Origin of the sequence: Pseudomonas sp. TTU2014-080ASC (assembly GCF_001446935.1) — a bacterium.
Lineage (GTDB): Bacteria > Pseudomonadota > Gammaproteobacteria > Pseudomonadales > Pseudomonadaceae > Aquipseudomonas.
This window is the reverse complement of the sequence record NZ_LKKK01000012.1, coordinates 25696-45442: the sequence shown is the minus strand read 5'-3', so window position 1 is coordinate 45442 and position 19747 is coordinate 25696. Positions and strand designations below refer to the sequence as shown.

Annotated in this window: 15 protein-coding genes and 1 pseudogene; 12 read left to right on the top strand and 4 right to left on the bottom strand. The window is 58.1% G+C overall.

What is annotated here, in order from left to right; genetic code table 11:
• Window positions 1–7 precede the first annotated feature (7 nt).
• Together AO726_RS14915 and AO726_RS14910 are read right to left on the bottom strand one after the other, a co-directional pair.
• A complete protein-coding gene (locus tag AO726_RS14915; protein WP_058068898.1) occupies window positions 8–1300 on the bottom strand; it encodes a peptidylprolyl isomerase in 1293 nt (430 codons plus the stop codon).
• A complete protein-coding gene (locus tag AO726_RS14910) occupies window positions 1281–4040 on the bottom strand; it encodes an LPS-assembly protein LptD (protein WP_058068897.1) in 2760 nt (919 codons plus the stop codon). Before AO726_RS14910 ends, AO726_RS14915 begins: the two co-directional genes overlap by 20 nt.
• A 126-nt stretch (window positions 4041–4166) precedes the next feature.
• Between AO726_RS14910 and AO726_RS14905 the strand changes: the two genes are divergently transcribed.
• From AO726_RS14905 to AO726_RS14895, 3 genes are read left to right on the top strand one after another with little or no spacing between them, the layout of a single operon-like run.
• Window positions 4167–5192 carry an aminoglycoside phosphotransferase family protein gene (locus tag AO726_RS14905; protein ID WP_058068896.1) on the top strand — a complete coding sequence of 342 codons (1026 nt, stop codon included), beginning with the start codon at window positions 4167–4169 and terminating at the stop codon, window positions 5190–5192.
• On the top strand, window positions 5189–5860 hold the full coding sequence (murU, locus tag AO726_RS14900; RefSeq protein ID WP_058068895.1) for an N-acetylmuramate alpha-1-phosphate uridylyltransferase MurU: 672 nt from the start codon (window positions 5189–5191) through the stop codon (window positions 5858–5860). The genes AO726_RS14905 and murU overlap by 4 nt, the downstream gene beginning before the upstream one ends.
• Window position 5861: 1 nt before the next feature.
• On the top strand, window positions 5862–6620 hold the full coding sequence (locus tag AO726_RS14895) for a DnaJ domain-containing protein (RefSeq protein WP_058068894.1): 759 nt from the start codon (window positions 5862–5864) through the stop codon (window positions 6618–6620).
• On the opposite strand, the gene AO726_RS14890 is transcribed toward AO726_RS14895, so the two are convergent.
• Window positions 6621–7589 carry an alpha/beta hydrolase family protein gene (locus AO726_RS14890; protein ID WP_058068893.1) on the bottom strand — a complete coding sequence of 323 codons (969 nt, stop codon included), beginning with the start codon at window positions 7587–7589 and terminating at the stop codon, window positions 6621–6623.
• A 303-nt stretch (window positions 7590–7892) separates the two neighbouring features.
• Between AO726_RS14890 and AO726_RS14885 the strand changes: the two genes are divergently transcribed.
• The 9 genes and pseudogenes from AO726_RS14885 to trpE all read left to right on the top strand — a co-directional run bounded on the left by AO726_RS14885 (window position 7893) and on the right by trpE (window position 18817).
• Window positions 7893–10244, top strand: coding sequence for a PAS domain-containing sensor histidine kinase (locus AO726_RS14885; RefSeq protein WP_058068892.1), 2352 nt, complete (start codon window positions 7893–7895; stop codon window positions 10242–10244).
• On the top strand, window positions 10241–10870 hold the full coding sequence (locus tag AO726_RS14880) for a response regulator (RefSeq protein WP_058068891.1): 630 nt from the start codon (window positions 10241–10243) through the stop codon (window positions 10868–10870). Before AO726_RS14885 ends, AO726_RS14880 begins: the two co-directional genes overlap by 4 nt.
• 259 nt (window positions 10871–11129) lie before the next feature.
• Window positions 11130–12239, top strand: coding sequence for an ABC transporter ATP-binding protein (locus AO726_RS14875; protein WP_058068890.1), 1110 nt, complete (start codon window positions 11130–11132; stop codon window positions 12237–12239).
• A gap of 41 nt (window positions 12240–12280) precedes the next feature.
• Window positions 12281–13312: an ABC transporter substrate-binding protein gene (locus tag AO726_RS14870; protein ID WP_058068889.1), complete on the top strand. Its 1032-nt coding sequence runs from the start codon at window positions 12281–12283 to the stop codon at window positions 13310–13312.
• Between the two features lie 139 nt (window positions 13313–13451).
• Window positions 13452–14699, top strand: coding sequence for an ABC transporter permease (locus AO726_RS14865; protein ID WP_058068888.1), 1248 nt, complete (start codon window positions 13452–13454; stop codon window positions 14697–14699).
• A gap of 72 nt (window positions 14700–14771) precedes the next feature.
• Window positions 14772–15599 (top strand): ABC transporter permease, encoded by an 828-nt coding sequence (locus tag AO726_RS14860; RefSeq protein WP_058068887.1) that lies wholly within the window; start codon window positions 14772–14774, stop codon window positions 15597–15599.
• Window positions 15600–15729: 130 nt separating this feature from the next.
• Window positions 15730–16404, top strand: coding sequence for a ribulose-phosphate 3-epimerase (rpe, locus tag AO726_RS14855; RefSeq protein ID WP_058068886.1), 675 nt, complete (start codon window positions 15730–15732; stop codon window positions 16402–16404).
• Window positions 16401–17266: pseudogene (locus AO726_RS14850) on the top strand (phosphoglycolate phosphatase). Before rpe ends, AO726_RS14850 begins: the two are co-directional and overlap by 4 nt.
• A 69-nt stretch (window positions 17267–17335) precedes the next feature.
• Window positions 17336–18817: an anthranilate synthase component I gene (gene trpE / locus AO726_RS14845; RefSeq protein WP_058068884.1), complete on the top strand. Its 1482-nt coding sequence runs from the start codon at window positions 17336–17338 to the stop codon at window positions 18815–18817.
• A gap of 4 nt (window positions 18818–18821) precedes the next feature.
• On the opposite strand, the gene AO726_RS14840 is transcribed toward trpE, so the two are convergent.
• Complete coding sequence (locus tag AO726_RS14840) at window positions 18822–19736, bottom strand: LysR substrate-binding domain-containing protein (protein WP_058068883.1); 915 nt, start codon at window positions 19734–19736, stop codon at window positions 18822–18824.
• Window positions 19737–19747 lie beyond the last annotated feature (11 nt).

Below are 19747 nucleotides of genomic sequence, written 5' to 3'. Positions count from 1 at the left end.
ACCCGCATCAGAGTTTGATCTCGACGTACGCTTCGTCGCGGATCTGGCGCAGCCAGGTTTGCAGCTCTTCATCGTACTTGCGATTGCGCAGAACGGAAATTGCCTGCTGCTCACGGAATTGAGCGCTGTTATCGGTTGCGCGACGGCCCAGTACTTCGAGAACGTGCCAGCCGTATTGGCTCTTGAACGGTTTGGAGAGCTCACCGGCCGCAGTGTTATTCATGACATTGCGGAACTCGGGGACCAGTGCGTTCGGGTCGATCCACTCCAGCGTACCGCCATTGAGTGCGGAGCCCGGATCTTCCGAATACTTCTTCGCCAGTTCAGCAAAATCCTCGCCGGACTGAATGCGCTGATACAGACGCTCAGTCAGCAGCTTGGCTTCGGCCTCTGTGCGGATTTCGCTCGGCTTGATCAGGATGTGGCGAACACTGACTTCATCACGAACCTGAGCGCCACCACCACGTTTTTCCAGAACTTTGAGGATGATGAAACCGCCCGGCGTACGCACCGGCTCGGTGATCTCGCCCACTGGTAGCGCGCTGATCATGGCATCGAACGGTGCAGGCAGCTGACCGGCTTTACGCCAGCCCATTTCACCGCCTTCCAGAGCAGTTTCACTGGCCGAGCGGGCGATAGCCAGCTGGGCAAAGTCAGCACCTTGTTTAAGTTGCTGATACAGATCGCGGGTCTGGTTCTCAGCCGCCTGAATCTCCTGAGGGGATGCGCCATCGCTGACCGGAATCAGGATGTTGGCGAGGCGGAACTCTTCAGACAGCTGCATTTTGCCCATGTCGGAAGCCAGGAAATTCTGCACTTCCTGGTCCGAGACCTGAATACGCTCAGCTACACGGCGCTGACGTACACGGCTAATGATCATCTCGCGGGCAATCTGGTCGCGGGCGTCGGCAAAAGACAGGCCGTCTGCAGCCAGCGCAGCGCGGAACTGTTCAATGCTCATACCGTTACGCTGGGCAATGGTGCCGATGGCCTGGCTCAGTTCTTCATCACCGATGCGGATACCGGAGCGCTCACCAATCTGCAGTTGGATATTTTCGATGATCAGGCGTTCAAGCACCTGCTGGTTCAGTACGTGCTCTGGCGGCAGTGCTGCACCGCGTTTGGCGATAGTCTGCTGAACTTCACGCAGACGGGTGTTGAGCTGGCTTTGCATGATCACGTCGTTATCGACGATAGCCACAACCCGGTCCAGCGGTCGAACTTCTGCCTGTACTGCAGTTGCTGCAAGCAGTGCACCCACTAGCAGTGGGCGCACGAAATCAGAAAGCTTTGTCTTCACGTTCGCGATAACCTTGAATGCCTTGGTCGAGGAATGTCTCAACTTTATTGCCGGTGACACCGCCGAGACCTTTAAGAACGATCTGCAGGAAGATGCCGCGATCTCCTTCGTCGTTGCGCGCTGGGTCAAGACTGACTTCGTCATAGCTGATCCAGTAGCGGTTGATCAGGCGCAGTTTCCAGCAGCAGCTGTCGTACTCGAAGCCACCAAAGGCTTCCAGCGTGCGATTGCGGCCGTAGTCATACTGCCAGCGCGAAATCAGACTCCACTGAGGGACCAGCGGCCAGATGACAGAGAAGTCATGCTGGTCGATCTTGTAGTAGTTCTTGATGTACTCCGGTGAACCCGGGGTGCCGTAGTCTCCACCATACGACCAAGTACCACTTGCCTGGTCATAACGCATGGTGTCGTTACGGTAGCGGTAGCCGAGGTTAACCACCTTGTTGACGTTGTCTTCAGGCTGGTAGTGGAACATGGCACTGCCCGAACGGGTGCGGCCTGCGTCCGGATCCCAGTTGAAGTCCGAGGTGAAACGCCAGTCGCGGTTGAAGCGATACAGGTATTCCAGCGCATATGGAGATACATCGGATTGCGCTTCGGCGCGGTCGCGGTAGTCAATGCCCGGCATCTGCACCTTGCGATCTGCAAGGTAAATAGCCTGGCCTACGCTCACACGCTGGCGCTCAAAACCATTAGGTTCGATCCAACGGCTGGTAACGCCAAGAGAAAGACGGTTTTCGTCACCGATACGGTCTTTGCCGGTGAAGCGGTTTTCGCGCCACAGTGAAGAGTAGCTGAAGCTGGTCTCTGCGCTGTCGAAGACCGGAATATCGGTCTGGTCTTCATTTGGCACGTAGAGGTAGAACAGGCGCGGTTCCAGAGTCTGGCGATAGGCTTTGCCGAAATACTGGGTGTCGCGGTCAAAATACAGGCCGCTGTCCACACTGAACATGCCTACGCCACGGTTCTGGCTGCTGCTGTATTTCTGCTCGGCGAGCAGACTGTTCTTGCCTCGCTGATCCAGGTCCAGATCGTAATTGGTCTGCAGGTACTTGATCTTGGGTGTGATAAAGCCCCAAGTGTTCGAAAGCGGCAGGCTTACGCTGGGTTCTACATGGATACGCTCGCCGTTGGCACGTGCCAGACCTTGGACCCTGGTATCAAACCAGGAACCTTCGATGACGCCGTCTTCGTTAATGAAGTTGCCGCTGCGCAGGTCGCGGTCGAAGCGTACGTATTCGGTGCTGTATCCGAACTTCAGGCCGCCCGGATTGAAAGGCAGGGTGCCATCCAGCGTGATCTGGGGCAGGCGGTCGTACGGCGTGATGTCGGTGATATTGGCCAGCTCGTAAGCATGCAGGTTCAGCTTGGCTGTATAGCTGTCGCCCCGGTAAGTCAGGGTGCCGCGCTGGTCTACGTAGCTGCGGGCTCTGACGCCGAGGTCGGTGTTCAGGTCCTGGAAGTAGTACGGGTCGCTGATGTCGGTGTAATCAACTTCGGCCAGCAGGCGTGAATCCAAGCCTGTGGTGTTCTGCCAGTTGTACATCCAGCGTTGTTCTTTATAGCCCGTCTGCAGTTCGCGGTCGTCGTTGCTGTCGTTCAGGTAAGCAGCACCGATCTGACCTTCACTGCTTTTGGTCAGATAACGGAATTCGCCTTCCATCAGCAGGCCGCGGTCGGCCATATAGGTCGGGTACAGAGTGGCATCGTAATTCGGTGCCAGGTTGAAGTAGTACGGCGTCTTCAGCGTAAAGCCGTTATCGCTGGAAGATGCGATGGTCGGCGGCAGGAAGCCGGACTGACGGCGATCGTCGATCGGGAAGTAAATATACGGTGTATAGAACACCGGAATGTTCTTCACGCGCAGGGTGACGTTAGTTGCCGTACCGAAACCTGTGGCAGGGTTCAGCGTGATGTTGTTGCCTTTAAGGTGCCAGCTATTACTGCCCGGTTCGCAGCTGGTGTAGGTGCCGTCTTTCAGGCGGATAATGGCGCTTTCTTCGCGTTTGGCGTACAGCGCATTACCACGGATATGGCTTTGGTGCAGAACGTATTCGGCATTGTCGATGCGGGCTTCACCGCTATCCAGTTGCAGTTCGGCACGGTCGCCGACAACCAGAGCGCCTTTATCGCGCAGGCGCACATTGCCGACCAGTTCGCCGAGGTTCTCGGCTTGGTGCAGGTTGGCCTCGTCGGCCTCGACCTGCATGCTCGACTGGCGCAGAACTACGTCACCGGCCAGTGTTGCAATCTGCTGTTCCTGCTCATAACGCGATGCTTTGGCCGATACGTACATCGGTGCCTGGCTCATCGGCGTGGTGTCATCCATGCCCGGGCGTTGTGGCTCAATGTAGGCACCAGAGCAGTACGGGCCGGCTTCAGCCAGCTGCGCTGGTGTGAGCTGTTCGCGCGGGACCCAGTCAAGGTGGCTGTAATCTGCACTGCGAGAAGCCAGTGCCTTGCCACGGCTTTCTGTGACCAGCATGGTCTGGGCCGCTTTTTTACCTGAGCCGGATTTGCTTTCATCCGTGCTGGCAACCGCTTCACGCGGTTGCGGACGTGCAGGCAAAGCCGCGTTGTTAGTTTTTGGCGCGCATGCCCAGCCGCCAGAAGCGGAAACCTGGCAATCGAACTGCTCGGCAGCGACGGCAAACGGGATGGCTACCGGTTGGAGTGCAAGCATGCCTCCGGTGACCAGTAGAGGGAATTTTCTGCGGAACGCGGGGTATTTTACTGCCATCTTGTTTTTTCCGGGCTTCCTGCGCGTCTATGGCCTATATGGCCGCACGCCTCTCGATGGGCTTTAAAAGATGCTGGATAATAAAGCATGACCCGCGCAACGGCTAGCGCCGTCGGAGACCATGTAATGCCTGATGAAGATGTACGCCTGAAACTCCTTGAAAACTGGCTGCAGGAGTGCCTGCCGCAATTGTTCCCTGATCAGTGCCCGCGGGCTCTGGCGCAGGCTCCGTTGATCTCGGCGAGCAGTGATGCAAGCTTTCGCCGGTACTTTCGCTGGCAGGGTGAGCCGTCGAGTTTGATCGTGATGGATGCACCGCCACCGCAGGAAAACTGCCGCCCATTTGTAAATGTGGCGGAGCTTTTAGCCACAGCCGGGCTTAATGTTCCGAAGATTTTGGCCCAAGATTTGGATCGTGGTTTCCTGTTGCTCAATGATTTGGGCAACAAAACGTATCTGGATGTGATTAACAGCGACAACGCTGATGGGCTGTTTGAAGATGCTATCCAGGCCTTGCTGGCGCTGCAGCAGTTGCCAGTTGGCGGTGACCTGCCGAGTTATGATGAGGCGCTGTTGCGGCGTGAGTTGCAGTTGTTCCCGGACTGGTATGTGCAGCGTCACCTGAATCGCGAGTTCACCGAGGAGCAACTGGCGTTGTGGCAGCGGGTCAGTCAATTGCTAATTGATAGCGCGCTGGCTCAGCCTAAGGTGCTGGTGCACCGTGACTATATGCCACGCAATCTGATGATCAGTGAGCCGAACCCCGGTGTGCTGGACTTTCAGGATGCAGTGTACGGGCCGGTGACCTATGACATCACATGCCTGTTTAAAGACGCCTTCCTCAGCTGGCCGGAAGCACGCGTGCGCACCTGGCTTGAGCGCTATTGGAATTTAGCTCGTGAACAGGGCATTGCTGTGCAGGCTGATTTTGAGGACTTTTACCGCGCCAGCGATCTGATGGGGGTGCAGCGTCACCTCAAGGTGATCGGCATCTTCTCGCGTATCTGTCACCGTGACGGCAAGCCGAAGTATGTGGCCGATGTACCGCGTTTCTTTGCTTATATAGAGGCAGTGTTGGAGCGCCGACCTGAGCTGGCTGAATTGGCCGAGCTGCTGAATTCCCTGAAAACTGCAGTGCAGGAACCGGCATGAAGGCGATGATCCTGGCCGCTGGCAAGGGCGAGCGGATGCGTCCGCTTACCTTGCATACGCCCAAGCCGCTGGTGCGTGCCGGTGGCGTGCCGCTCATTGAGTACCACATCAGGGCGCTGGCTGAAGCAGGCATCCGGGAGCTGGTCATCAACCATGCCTGGTTGGGCCAGCAGATTGAGGATTACCTGGGTGACGGTTCGCAGTTCGGCGTCAGTATTGCCTATTCCCGCGAGGGCGAGCCGCTAGAAACCGGCGGCGGTATTCACAAGGCCCTACCGTTGTTGGGGGATGAGCCGTTTGTGTTGGTCAATGGCGATATTTTCACCGACTTTCCATTCGCTCAGTTGCAGCGTCCTTTGACCGGTCTGGCTCATCTGGTGATGATCGATAACCCGCTGCACCATCCCGCTGGGGATTTTTGCCTTGAGGCTGGGCAGCTCAGTGAACGCCAGGAGGGCAAGCCCAGTCTGACATACAGCGGCATGGCGGTACTGTCTCCGGCGTTGTTCGCGAATTGCCAGCCTGGCAGCTTTAAGCTGGTGCAGTTGCTGCGCGAGGCCATGGCGCTGGGCAAGGTCAGTGGCGAGCATTTCACCGGGTGTTGGGTGGATGTGGGCACCTATGAGCGTCTGGCCGAAGTCGAGAAGTTGTTAGAGGTAAACGCCTGATATGGTCTGGCCGGTAACCATTGCTGGGGCTTTAGCTGGGTTGGCCGTGGCCAGTATTCCCGGTGCGCTACTGGGCGGGCTGTTGGGGCAGGTGGTGGATCGCCGTCTGAAGCTCAATTCCTGGTCGGCCATTCGTGAGCGCCTGTTGCGGCCAGCGTCTATAGAAGATGAGTGGCTGCTGTTTATCTTACTGGGGCGTCTGGCGAAGAGCGGTGGGCGCGTGCTGCCTGCGCATATTCGTCAGGCACAGGCCGAAATGCAGCGGCTGGGGCTGGATGCAGAAGGGCAGCGTAAGGCGATTGCTGCGTTTAACCGGGGCAAGACTGCTGTGGATAACTTGCGTCCGGCGCTGCTGCGGCAACAGGCGCGTGCTGATCAGATTCTCAAAGCCTGCTGGCGCATGGCCTGGGTGGATGGTTCGGTCGGGCGTGAGGAGCGTGAGTTGCTGCAGCTGTGGGCCAAGTGGCTGCAGGTTTCGGCAGCAGCTCAGGAGCGCTTCAACGATGCTGCTGGCCCACAGCGTGAACCGGCGGTTGCGGTGGGGACGGCCTATCAGCGGGCGTTGGCGTTACTTAAAGTCAGTGCGGATGACGAGCCCGCGCAGATCAAGCGGGCTTACCGGCGATTGTTGAGCCTGCACCACCCGGACAAGCTAGCTGGCAGCGGCGCTTCAGACGCGCGTATCCGTGAAGCCACGGAGAAAACCCGTGAGCTGCATCAGGCTTATGACCTGATTCGCCAGCGTCACGGGTTTCGTTGATTATTCGTCGCTGGCTTGCACCTTCATGCTCAGCCAACCACGGATGCGGCGGTTGAGCTGTTCCTGCTGCACTTCCGGGTTACCCGGCAGGGCCTTCATGGCAATTTGAATATAGGCCGGATGCTTCTGGCGCTTGCTGGCCTGCGAGCGCTTCAGGGCTGCCTGGCGGTCAGCAGCTTGGTCTTTGTAATAAAAGTCGCCGGTTGCCAATTGCAATTGCGGGATCAGCTCATCCAGTGCTGGTGTGTAGCCTTCAGGCAGTTTGGCGGCTACCAGCAGCAGATTTTTTACCTGTGCAGGTTTGCGCTCGGATAGATAGCGGGCAGCCCAGTAGGCCCCGCTGCCGTGCCCGAGCAGGACAATGGTTTTCGCCTGTTGCTGCTGGGCGAAGTCGATTGCTGCGTCGACCCGCGCGAGGATCTGCTCGGCCTGAGCTTGTCGCTGCTCGTCTATCTGCGTGTCACTTGCAGTGGTTTCGGTCGCCTCTGCGGGAGCTTGTGAGCTTTCTGCTGGTGTCTCTTCTGCAGTCTCATCTGGTGCAGGATCGGGCTCAGCAGCGGAGCGGGTGGTCGGAATGCTGTTTAGCGGGCTGGGCAAGGTCAGGCTCAAGGTGTGCCAGCCTACATCCGGCAGTTTGCGTCTGATCGGGCCGACACTTTGCGGCCAGTCTGCAGTCTCGTCATCGCCAGGCAGCAAGATCACGGCACCGCTGGGCTCGCCTACGTTGGCGGGCAGCCAAAGTGCGAGGAAAGTTTGGTCGCCAGCTTGCAGCTGCTGCTGTTCCCTCTTATCCAGTTGTTGCTCTAGGGCGCTGGCGCCACTTTCGCTGCGTCCGGCGACAGGCACGCGTTCAACCTCTGCTGCTTGCTCGGCTGAGCCAGCGTCGCTGGCGGGGGCTTCTTCGGCCCAGGCATGGGCACACAGACAAAGCAGCAGACATACAGACAACGAGGAAGTAAGGCGCGACATGTGAGGTTCCTTGCCAGTCCCGTCAGCGGGGCTGATGTGAGTCATTATTTTTAGAGATAGCTGACCGTCATCTTGCGAAAAGCGGCGGCGCAGACCCATGCAATGATAAATCGCGTGCGCATTTTGTTTGTACCTTCGTACACTGGTCGCGGTAGCTGCTTGGATCATGCCTGAATTACGCCTGGATTGGGTCCGAGCAACAAGGCTGCCGAGTGGCCCGGAAGCGTTTTCTGGCCTTGAAGTATTAGGAGTACCAGCGCTGTGCGGTTTTTTCTAGTGTTGTTGTTATGGCCCGCACTTTTAATGGCGGATACCTCCGTCCTGCCTTTGCGGCCGGCGCTCAAGCCCGAGCAGCAACAGTGGCTTGAAGCGCATCCTAAACTGCGGGTCGGCCTGATCATGCAAGCCCCTTGGGCCCAGTTTGATCGCCGTGAAGACACGCTGAGCGGCGCCAACGTCGAGTTAATGCAGCGCCTGTTGCAGGGCTTACAAGTTGAGCCGGTGTGGCTGCGTTTTGCTGATCAGGATGCATTGGAGCGGGCGCTGGCCAGGGGCGAAGTTGATCTCGCACCGGGCTTGCAGCAGACCCCGGCGGGGCTACGTCGTTGGGATTATTCAGACCCTTACATGCGTGTGCCACATATGGTGGTGGGCGAGCGCCGTGGCAGTCGTTCGGTGGATCTGGATAGCCTGCCCCGGGATGAGGCTGTGGCATTACGCGGCCCCAGCCAAGCAGCGGAGTACCTGCGCACCACTCATCCGCACCTGGACCTGCGCTTGGTGGGCAGTGACCGCGATGCCATGGAGCTGGTGCTGCGGCAGGACGTCAGTTATGCGGTGGTTAATGAGGCCTACCTGAGTTCGTTGATGCAAGAGCCTGCGTTTATGGGGCTGAGTATTGTCGGCGATATTGGCCTGCCGCAATTGCTCAGGGTTGCCAGTCGCCGCGATCAGCCGGTTTTGGGAGAGATCATCGATCAGGTATTACAGGCGATGCCTGCCGGTGAGCTGGATCGCCTACACAGTAAATGGATGCCGTTGAACACTCACGATCAAGGCAGTCCTCTGGTGTTCTGGCGCAGCTTCAGCCTGTTCCTGGCGTTTGCCTTGCTCGGTGTCGGATTGATCATCAGCTACCTGCTGCGGCAGCGGCGTACTCTGGAGCGCCAGCTGATCGAGGCGCGGTCTGATCTGACCCAGCGCGAAGAGGCGGAGCAGGCGCTGCGTCTGAGCCAGTTTTCCATCGATCACAGCACTGTCGGCATCCTTTGGGTGAACTGGGACAGCCATGTGCGCTACGCCAACCTCGCAGCGGAGCGGATGCTTGGCTACAGCAGTGGCGCACTCGCCGACTTGCCGTTGCAGCGGCTTGACCCTGAGATGAGCATGGATCGTTGGCTGGCGCTGTGGCGGCAGGCCCGTAGCTCGGATGAGAAGCTGCGCGGCTATGAAATTGATTACATGCAGGCAGATGGCGGCAGTCTGCCGGTGGAAATCTCACTAAGCTTTTTGCGCTTCGGTCTGAGTGAATACCTGGTGGTGTTCCTCACCGATATCACCGAGCGCCGCAAAGCCCAGGCTGCGTTACTGGAAAGTGAAGCCCGGCTCAAGGGGATTGCCGGTAACGTTCCCGGGCTTGTGTTCCGACTGGAGCGGCAGCCCGGCGAGCAGGGCGTTGAATTTGCCTATATCAGTGAGGCCAGCCGGGAGTTGGTCGGTTATTCGCCTGAGGAGCTGCAGCCTACGGAGAAAGGCATCCGCAGTCTTGTGCATCCGGAGGATCAGGACAATTACCGGCGTATCCAGGACGCTGCCTTTAACAGTGGCAGCGACTGGCACTGGCAGGGGCGTATCGTTACCCGCGCCGGAGCCGTGCGCTGGGCGGACATCAAAGCGACGACGCGGATTCTGGCGGACGGTGTGGTGGTGTGGGACGGGATCGTTTGGGACATCACCGAGAACAAACAGGTCGAGCTGGAGTTGGCCGCTTCCCGGGCGCGTTTACGTGAGTTGGCAGCGCATCTGGAAAGTGTCCGTGAAGAGGAAAAAGCCCGCATTGCCCGGGAAGTACACGATGAGCTGGGGCAAGTGTTGACCGTGCTGAAACTGGAGACGGCCATGTGCGAGCTGGCGTTTGCCGGGCAGGTGGAAGGGCTCGACTCGCGTCTGCAAAGCATGAAGCGTCTGATTGCGCAGTTGTTCCAGCTGGTGCGCGATGTGGCGACGGCTCTGAGGCCGCCGATTCTGGACGCGGGCATTGCTTCGGCTATTGAATGGCAGGTTCGGCGTTTTGAAGCGCGGACACAGATTCCCTGCATTGCCGAAGTGCCGGAGAGCGTGCCGGCGATCAGTGATGCCAAGGCCATTGGCCTGTTCCGCATCCTGCAGGAAGCCCTGACCAATGTGATGCGTCACGCTGAGGCCCACAGTGTCCAGGTCGATCTTACGGTTGAGGGTGATGACTTGCGGCTGAGTGTGACGGATGACGGCAAAGGCTTTTTGCCGCAGCAGCGCGAGCCAGGTCAATCGTTCGGTTTGGTCGGTATGCAGGAGCGAGTCTTTATGCTCGGCGGCCATTTGCAGATTGACAGTCAGCCGGGCGAGGGGACTACCCTGATCGTTCGGGTGCCACTGAATGAGGAGGAAATCGCTTGATTCGTGTAGTAGTGGCTGAGGATCACACCATTGTCCGTGAAGGCATCAAACAGTTGATCGGCATGGCCCGGGACCTCGAAGTGGCTGGAGAGGCCGGTAACGGCGAACAGCTGATGGAGACGCTGCGCAAAGTCGAGTGCGACGTTGTCCTGCTGGATATTTCCATGCCGGGCGTAAACGGCCTGGAAGCTATTCCGCGTATTCGTGCGCTGGCCAATCCGCCGGCGATTCTGATGCTCTCCATGCACGACGAAGCGCAGATGGCGGCACGGGCACTGAAGATTGGAGCAGCGGGTTACGCGACCAAGGACAGTGATCCGTCGTTGCTGGTGACGGCTATTCGCAAGGTGGCTAGCGGTGGTCGTTATATCGACCCGGAGCTGGCCGACCGCATGGTGTTTGAAGTCGGCCTGACGGATTCGCGTCCGCCTCACTCGCAGTTGTCAGAACGGGAGTTTTCTGTGTTCGAGCGGCTGGTTAAAGGTGAGGGTGTGAATGACATTGCCCTGCATCTGGCCGTTAGCAACAAGACGGTTAGCACGCACAAAGCCCGACTGATGCAGAAGCTTGGTTTACATTCGGTGGCTGATTTGGTGCGTTACGCCGTCGAGCACAAACTGCTCTAGAACGGGGCATGTGTAGCCCTGTTTTTTATGTTGTGTAGCGTCTGAGTCAGGACTTGCAAGGGGCTGCGTGGGTGCGTCAATGGTGCATGTTGTGCACTGTTGTGTGGCGCAGGGTAAAACCGCGTACTTTGTAGGGATTGCCCTACAAGAAATACTCCTGACGCCCGACATCAGGTTGTCATCCTGCCTGATTCTTTAGCCTGAATACCCACTCTAGTCTTGTGCCATCCGCGTGAAGACAACAATAAAGGGTGTGGTAATGACCGGGTCTCAGGCTAATGATGTATTGGTCAGCTTTCGTGGCGTGCAAAAGACCTACGATGGCGAAAACCTGATCGTCAAAGATCTCAATCTGGATATCCGCAAGGGCGAGTTCCTCACCCTGCTGGGTCCGTCCGGCTCAGGCAAGACCACCAGCTTGATGATGCTGGCGGGTTTTGAAACCCCCACAGCCGGGGAAATTCTGCTGGGTGGTCGCTCGCTGAACCGCCTGCCTCCGCACAAGCGCGACATCGGCATGGTGTTCCAGAACTATGCGCTGTTCCCGCACATGACAGTTGCCGAAAACCTCGCTTTTCCGCTGAGTGTGCGCGGCATGTCGCGTACCGATTGCACCGAACGGGTGAAAAAAGCCCTGTCGATGGTGCAGCTGGACAGCTTCCGTAACCGTTATCCCGGCCAGCTTTCCGGTGGTCAGCAGCAGCGTGTGGCACTGGCCCGTGCGCTGGTGTTTGAGCCGCAGCTGGTACTGATGGACGAACCGCTTGGTGCGTTGGACAAGCAGCTGCGCGAACACATGCAGATGGAGATCAAACACCTGCATCAGCGTCTGGGCGTGACCGTGGTCTACGTGACCCACGATCAGGGTGAAGCGCTGACCATGTCTGACCGCGTTGCCGTGTTCCATCAGGGCGAGATTCAGCAGATTGCCGACCCGCGCACCCTGTATGAGCAGCCGAGCAACACCTTCGTCGCCAACTTTATTGGTGAGAACAACCGAATCTGTGGACGCCTTGCCAGCCGTGACGGTGATCGCTGCACGATCACGCTGCCACGTGGTGAGCAGATCGAGGCGCTGGCGGTGAACGTCGGCCAGGTGGGTGATCCGGTCACCCTGTCGATCCGTCCTGAACGAGTGCGCCTTAACGGCCACAGCGAGGCTTGCAGCAACCGGTTCTCCGGGCGCGTGGCCGAGTTTATTTACTTGGGCGATCACGTGCGAATCCGCATGGAGGTTTGTGGCAAGGATGATTTCTACGTGAAGCAGCCAGTAGCCGAGCTTGATCCTTCGTTGAGCGTTGGCGACCTGATTCCGCTGGGCTGGCAAGTTGAACACAGCCGTGCCCTCGACCCGCTTCAGTTGGACTGATAGGCAATAACCTGACCAGATGCACAGAGGAGATTAGAACAATGATGAAATCCCTGAAACTCGCAGTACTGGCGGCAAGCGTGGCGATTGGGGCGCCGGCGCTGGCTGCAGAACTGACCGCAATTTCTTTCGGCGGCACCACCCAGAAAGCCCAGATCGAAACCTTCTACACCCCGTTTGAAAAAGCCACTGGCCACAAAGTTATCGCCGGTGAGTACAACGGTGAAATGGCCCGCGTTAAGGCTATGGTCGACACCAAGAGCGTGAGCTGGAACCTGCTCGAGGTTGAATCTCCTGAGCTGTCCCGTGGCTGTGACGAGGGGCTGTTCGAGCAGCTGGACACCTCCATCTTCGGCAATCCGGATGACTACATCCCGGGCACTATCCAGCCTTGCGGTGTTGGCTTCTTCGTATGGTCAACCGTTCTGGCTTACAACGCCGACAAACTGGCTACCGCGCCAACTGGCTGGGCTGATTTCTGGGACGTGAAGAAATACCCGGGCAAGCGTGGCCTGCGTAAAGGTGCCAAGTACACCCTCGAGTTCGCCCTGATGGCCGATGGCGTTGCGCCGAAGGACGTCTATGAAGTGCTGTCCACTGCTGAAGGTGTTGACCGCGCATTCCGCAAACTGGACGAGCTCAAGCCGCACATCCAGTGGTGGGAAGCAGGCGCTCAACCGCCGCAGTACCTGGCTTCTGGCGACGTAGTGATGAGCTCGGCCTACAACGCACGTATCGCTGCGGTACAGGCTGAAAGCAACCTGCAGATCGTCTGGGACGGCGGCATCTATGACTTCGACTCCTGGGCAATCCCGACCGGTGCCAAAAATCAGGAAGAAGCCAAAGAGCTGATGAAGTTCTCTGTAACTCCGGAAGCTCAGAAGAACTTCTTCGAAATCGTAGCCTACGGCCCGACTCGTAAAGAAACCATCAACCTGCTGTCTGCTGAGCGTCAGAAGGTGATTCCGACCACGCCGGAAAACATCAAGAACCAAGTGGCGATTGATGTGGCGTTCTGGGTGGACTACGGCGAGCAGCTGGAACAGCGTTTTAACGCCTGGGCCGCTCGTTAATCCCCTTTGGCTACAGATCGCCTTGGGCTGATCTGTAGCCTGCTTGAGTTGTAGCGTTGTCCGAGCCGTGTAGTACGGGCAACGCGACCTGTTTTCTTTCCGTCGCATTGCGCGGCGGTTGCATGCGGAGTCATCCCTCATGGCCAGCGTTCTGCCTGCCAATGAAATTACCGGGGTCAGCCTCAAACAACGTCTGGCCCGTGCTGAGCGCTTCAATCGTCTCAAGTCCAAGGCGCTGATTCTGCCGCTACTGGTGTTTCTGCTGCTGACCTTTATCGTGCCGATTGCCGCGCTGCTGTGGCGCAGTGTGGATAACCCTGAAGTGGTCGGCGGCTTCCCGCAGACTGTTGAGGCCATCGCTGCCTGGGATGGTCGCGGCTTGCCGGATGAGTCGGCGTACCGGGCCATTGCCCACGACATTGTCGAAGCGCGCAAAGCACGCGAACTGGGCGCTGTTTCCACGCGCCTGAATATGGAACAGGCCGGCTTCCGCAGCCTTATTAACAGTACTGCGCGTAAGTTGCCGTTGGCCACTGAGCCTGAGTCCTACAAGATTGCGCTGGAAAGCATGGATGAGCGTTGGGGCGATCCGGCTTACTGGCAGGTGATCCGCCGTAACAGCAGTGCTATTACGCCGTATTACCTGCTGGCGGCTTTGGATCACCGCATTGATGATCTTGGCGAGCTGGCGGCTGCTACCCCGGATCAGGCGATCTACCTGGATATTTTTGCCCGCACCTTCTGGATGAGCTTGGTGATTACCGCCATTTGCCTGGTGCTGGCGTATCCGGTGGCCTATCTGCTGGCCAATCTGCCCGCACGGCAGAGCAACCTGCTGATGATTCTGGTGCTGCTGCCGTTCTGGACCTCGATTCTGGTGCGGGTTGCCGCGTGGATCGTGCTGTTGCAGTCCAGCGGCTTGATCAACAGCGGTTTGATCGCCATGGGCATCATCGATGAGCCACTGCAGTTAGTGTTTAACCGCGTGGGTGTCTACATCTCAATGGTGCACATCATGTTGCCGTTCATGATTCTGCCGATCTACAGCGTGATGAAGGGCATCTCCCCAACTTACATGCGTGCGGCCGTATCGCTGGGCTGCCATCCGTTTGCTAGCTTCTGGCGCGTGTACTTCCCGCAAACCCTGGCCGGTGTCGGCGCAGGCGGTCTGCTGGTGTTCATCCTGTCGATTGGCTACTACATCACCCCGGCACTGCTGGGCAGCCCGAATGACCAGATGATCAGCTACTTCGTGGCCTTCTACACCAACAGCTCAATCAACTGGGGTATGGCGACCGCGCTGGGCGGCCTACTGCTGGCGGCCACGCTGCTGCTGTATGTGGTGTACGGCTGGCTGGTCGGTGCAAGCAAATTGAAGCTGGCCTGATTCAGGCTGCTGGAGGTGGGGCTGGGCGCATGACGTCCGGCCTCGCCAGAGTGGATTTACCGGAGATAGAGCATGCTCAGTCCTTATATGTCGCCCGTTGAACGCATCTGGCACTACAGCCTGCGCACCCTTGTCGCGCTGGTGCTGTTGTTCCTGGTTCTGCCGGTACTGGTGATCATTCCGTTGTCGTTCAACTCGGGCACCTTTCTGGTCTACCCGTTGCAGGGATTTTCCCTGCGTTGGTATGAAGCGTTTTTCTCCTCAGCAGAGTGGATGCGCTCGCTGAAGAACAGCATGATCGTTGCGCCTGCGGCGACCGCGCTGGCAATGATCTTCGGTACGCTGGCTTCCATCGGTCTGACCCGTGGTGAGTTCCGCGGTAAGGCGCTGGTGATGAGCATATTGATTTCGCCGATGATCGTCCCGGTGGTGATCGTGGGTGTCGCCAGCTACCTGTTCTTTGCTCCGTTGGGGTTGGGTAACAGCTTTATCTCGCTGATCGTGGTTCACGCTGTTTTGGGTGTGCCATTTGTGATCATCACAGTCTCGGCGACCTTGCAGGGCTTTAACCACAACCTGGTGCGTGCAGCGGCCAGCTTGGGCGCATCGCCGCTGACGACCTTCCGCCGTGTCACCTTGCCGCTGATTGCGCCGGGTGTGATCAGTGGTGGTCTGTTCGCCTTTGCCACCTCGTTCGATGAAGTGGTGGTAACCCTGTTCCTTGCAGGCCCGGAGCAAGCCACGTTGCCACGACAAATGTTCAGCGGTATCCGCGAGAACCTGTCGCCGACCATTGCTGCTGCAGCGACTTTGCTGATCGCGTTCTCCATCCTGCTGTTGCTCACGCTGGAATGGCTGCGTGGACGCAGTGAAAAGATGCGTACACAGCTGCCGGAATAAGCGTCTGTCTCTGTAATAACTGAAGTGCACAACGGGCCCTGCAAGCGGGCTCGTTGGTCAACTGGCGGCGGCAGCTTGCCATCGCCTCGGGTACAATGTGCGGCTTTCGTGAATGCCACTGAGGTGCGCCATGCAACCCTTCGCCATCGCTCCGTCAATTCTGTCTGCTGACTTCGCCCGTCTGGGTGAGGATGTGGACAAGGTATTAGCTGCCGGGGCAGACATCGTTCACTTCGATGTTATGGACAACCACTATGTTCCGAACCTGACCATCGGCCCGATGGTTTGCGCCGCACTGCGCAAATACGGTGTGACTGCACCGATTGACGTACACCTGATGGTCAAGCCGGTCGACCGCATCATCGGCGACTTTATCGAAGCGGGCGCTACCTACATTACTTTCCACCCGGAAGGTTCCGAGCACATCGACCGCTCCCTGCAACTGGTTCGCGACGGTGGTTGCAAGTCTGGTCTGGTGTTCAACCCGGCGACGCCGCTGGATGTGCTTAAGCACGTCATGGACAAAGTCGACATGATCCTGCTGATGAGTGTGAACCCAGGTTTCGGTGGCCAGAAATTCATCCCGCACACCTTGGAAAAACTCCGTGAAGCCCGTGCCCTGATTGATGCTTCTGGCCGCGATATCCGTCTGGAAATCGATGGTGGGGTGAACGTACAGAACATCCGCTCCATCGCTGAAGCCGGTGCGGACACCTTTGTTGCCGGTTCAGCCATCTTCAATCAGCCGGACTACAAAGCCGTCATCGACAGCATGCGTGCCGAACTGGCACAGGTGCGCGGGTGAGCCTGCTCAGGCAACTGTTCCGGGGTGATCTGCCGAAACTGGTGATGTTCGATCTGGACGGCACCCTGCTGGACTCCGTTCCAGACCTGGCAGCTGCTGTTGACCGGACCTTGCAAGATCTCGGTCGCCCGGCAGCAGGTGTGGATAAGGTGCGTAACTGGGTCGGCAATGGTGCTCGTGTACTGGTACGCAGGGCACTGGCAGACAGCATCGAACATGCCGCCGTTGACGATGCACTGGCCGTGCAAGCGCTGGAGCTGTTTATGCAGCACTACGCCGAAAGCCATGAAATGTCCGTGGTTTACCCCGGCGTGCAGGAAACCCTGGACTGGCTGCGCGAGCAGGATATTGAGCTGGCGCTGGTCACCAACAAACCCGAACGTTTCGTTGCACCGCTGCTGGATCAGAAGAAGCTGGGCGGCTATTTCCGCTGGATCATCGGCGGCGATACTTTGCCCCAGCAGAAGCCTGATCCGGCTGGCCTGCTGTATGTGATGAAACTGGCTCGGGTTGAGCCTGAAAGTGCACTGTTTATCGGTGACTCACGCAATGATGTACACGCCGCCAAAGCTGCTGGCGTAGCCTGTGTCGCGCTGACCTACGGCTACAACCACGGCCGGCCGATTGCTGAAGAGCAGCCCGATCACGTGCTGGATTCACTGACCGGTTTGTTGCAGGCGAGCTGAAGTGTCTGTTTGCGGGGCTTGTGGGTTGATTCGGCCCCAGCCCTGCGCTAGTGTGACCGCACCTTCCCGCCTGAATAAAAGAGAGTTTCGTGGTGGTTGTTATCTGCAAGCGCTGGTCCGCCGGAATCAGTATGAACATCATCAAGGCTTTGGCCCGTTGGCGTTGGCGCCACTGAATATGATTCTGGCCGTATAGACGGCACGCTCGCACACAACCGTTTTTACCTCATGCCACGAGGCTGATCATGACCCGCGAAGAATTTCAGCGCCTAGCCGAAGAAGGCTATAACCGCATTCCTGTTGCCTGCGAATCCCTGGTGGATTTCGACACGCCGCTGTCCATCTATTTGAAACTGGCTGATGAGCCAAACACCTACCTGCTCGAATCCGTACAAGGCGGCGAGAAGTGGGGTCGTTACTCGATCATTGGTTTGCCAGCCCGCACCGTGCTACGCGCCCATGATCATGATGTGCGCATCACCGTCGATGGCGTAGAAACCGAACGTCACCAGTGTGAAGACCCGCTGGCTTTCGTCGAACAGTTTAAAGAGCGTTACAAGGTACCGACCTTGCCAGGTTTGCCACGCTTCAACGGTGGTCTGGTCGGCTACTTTGGCTACGACAGCGTACGCTATGTCGAAACCAAACTGGCCGGCGGGGTGAACCCTGACACCTTGGGTACACCGGACATTCTGCTGATGGTGTCGGACGCAGTGGTGGTCTTCGATAACTTGGCCGGCAAGATGCACGCCATCGTGCTGGTTGACCCGGCCGAAGACAACGCCTTGGAAAACGGCCAAGCGCGTCTGAAAGAGATTCTGCATAAGCTGCGTCAGCCGATCACCCCGCGCCTGGGTGTAGACCTATCGGCACCGTTGGCTGCCGAGCCGGATTTTGTATCCAGCTTCAAACGTGATGATTACGAAAACGCCGTCAACGCGATCAAGGAATACATCCTTGCCGGTGACTGCATGCAGGTGGTGATCTCCCAGCGCATGTCGATCCCGTTCAAGGCCGCTCCGATTGATCTGTACCGCGCGCTGCGTTGCATCAACCCGACGCCGTACATGTACTTCTTTAACTTCGGTGACTTCCATGTGGTCGGCAGTTCGCCAGAAGTGCTGGTGCGCCTCGAAGATGGTTTGGTTACTGTGCGCCCAATCGCCGGTACTCGTCCGCGTGGCGCTAACGAAGAAGCCGATTTGGCGTTGGAAGAAGACCTACTGTCCGATGCCAAAGAGATCGCCGAACACCTGATGCTGATCGACTTGGGCCGCAACGATGTCGGCCGCGTGGCTACGACCGGCAGTGTGAAAGTCACTGAGAAGATGGTGATCGAGCGTTATTCCAACGTGATGCACATCGTCTCCAACGTCACTGGTCAGCTCAAGCCTGAACTGACGGCGATGGATGCACTGCGGGCCATTCTGCCGGCGGGCACGCTTTCCGGCGCGCCGAAAATCCGCGCCATGGAAATCATCGATGAGCTGGAGCCGGTCAAGCGTGGCGTGTATGGCGGCGCAGTCGGCTATCTGGCCTGGAACGGCAACATGGACACCGCCATCGCCATCCGCACTGCTGTGATTAAAGACGGTGAGCTGCATGTACAAGCCGGTGCCGGCATCGTTGCCGACTCCGTGCCTGCACTGGAATGGGAAGAAACCCTGAACAAGCGCCGCGCCATGTTCCGTGCTGTTGCTTTGGCCGAACAGAGCAGCCAGGACTGATCATTCAGATCGGTGCCTTGCACCAGCGCTGAGTGGAAGCTTTCAACTGGTTTTTCAACCAATGACTGAAGGCTTCCACGGTTGGCCGCTGATTTTTCTCCGGGGTGCTGACCAGAAAGTACCCGCGCAATGAATCCACCGCGATGTCAAAGGGCCTGACCAGTAGCCCTTGAGCCAAGGCATCGCCGCTAATCAGGTTATCCCCCATTGCTACGCCTTGCCCGGCCATGCAGGCGGCTTGCGCACAGTTGGCATCGGTAAAAATCACCCCGCAATGCTGCTCCAAATCCATATGCCCGGCCTTGGCGGCATTCAGCCAGACCCGCCAGTCGCTGTGGTCACTCATGTGCAGCAAGGGAAACTTATTCAGATCTTGTACTGACTTGAGGCCTCCCAGGGCATTGATCAGGCGCGGACTGCACACCGGGAAATAGCGTAGTGGCACAAGTTGCTCGACCTGTAGGTCTGGCCAGTCCCCAATGCCGTAGGCGATGAATAGATCGGCTTGGCTGTCGCTCACATCATCCGGCGTGCGGGGTGAAATCAGCTGCAACTGAACCTGCGGATACTGACGGACAAAATCGCCGATGTGCTGACACAGCCAATAGCTGGCAAATCCGGGATTGCAGCTGACTGTCAGGCGTCCGGCCACACCTAGGTTATCGACCGCGCGGCCTGCCTCTTCCAGTGACGCCAGAATGCGATGGATTTCGCGGGCATAGCGCTCGCCGGCGAAGGTCAGGGCAATGCCGCGGCCCTGGCGTTCAGTCAGGCTGAAACCGAGGTTGTCTTCGAGGGAGCCTATCTGATGGCTGATGGCACTGCGGGTCAGACTTAGCTCATCCGCGGCAGCGGAGACACTGCCCAGCCGGGCTATCGCATCCAGTGCGCGCAGGGCAGTCATGGAGGGTATACGCATGGGGCTGCTCA

Excerpts from the sequence above, each read along its gene's own strand:
- AO726_RS14910 (WP_058068897.1), bottom strand. The coding sequence starts at position 4,040 with ATGGCAGTAAAATACCCCGCGTTCCGCAGAAAATTCCCTCTACTGGTC.
- AO726_RS14905 (WP_058068896.1), top strand. The coding sequence starts at position 4,167 with ATGCCTGATGAAGATGTACGCCTGAAACTCCTTGAAAACTGGCTGCAG.
- murU (WP_058068895.1), top strand. The coding sequence starts at position 5,189 with ATGAAGGCGATGATCCTGGCCGCTGGCAAGGGCGAGCGGATGCGTCCG.
- AO726_RS14895 (WP_058068894.1), top strand. The coding sequence starts at position 5,862 with ATGGTCTGGCCGGTAACCATTGCTGGGGCTTTAGCTGGGTTGGCCGTG.
- AO726_RS14890 (WP_058068893.1), bottom strand. The coding sequence starts at position 7,589 with ATGTCGCGCCTTACTTCCTCGTTGTCTGTATGTCTGCTGCTTTGTCTG.
- AO726_RS14885 (WP_058068892.1), top strand. The coding sequence starts at position 7,893 with ATGGCGGATACCTCCGTCCTGCCTTTGCGGCCGGCGCTCAAGCCCGAG.
- AO726_RS14875 (WP_058068890.1), top strand. The coding sequence starts at position 11,130 with ATGACCGGGTCTCAGGCTAATGATGTATTGGTCAGCTTTCGTGGCGTG.
- AO726_RS14870 (WP_058068889.1), top strand. The coding sequence starts at position 12,281 with ATGATGAAATCCCTGAAACTCGCAGTACTGGCGGCAAGCGTGGCGATT.
- AO726_RS14865 (WP_058068888.1), top strand. The coding sequence starts at position 13,452 with ATGGCCAGCGTTCTGCCTGCCAATGAAATTACCGGGGTCAGCCTCAAA.
- AO726_RS14860 (WP_058068887.1), top strand. The coding sequence starts at position 14,772 with ATGCTCAGTCCTTATATGTCGCCCGTTGAACGCATCTGGCACTACAGC.
- rpe (WP_058068886.1), top strand. The coding sequence starts at position 15,730 with ATGCAACCCTTCGCCATCGCTCCGTCAATTCTGTCTGCTGACTTCGCC.
- trpE (WP_058068884.1), top strand. The coding sequence starts at position 17,336 with ATGACCCGCGAAGAATTTCAGCGCCTAGCCGAAGAAGGCTATAACCGC.
- AO726_RS14840 (WP_058068883.1), bottom strand. The coding sequence starts at position 19,736 with ATGCGTATACCCTCCATGACTGCCCTGCGCGCACTGGATGCGATAGCC.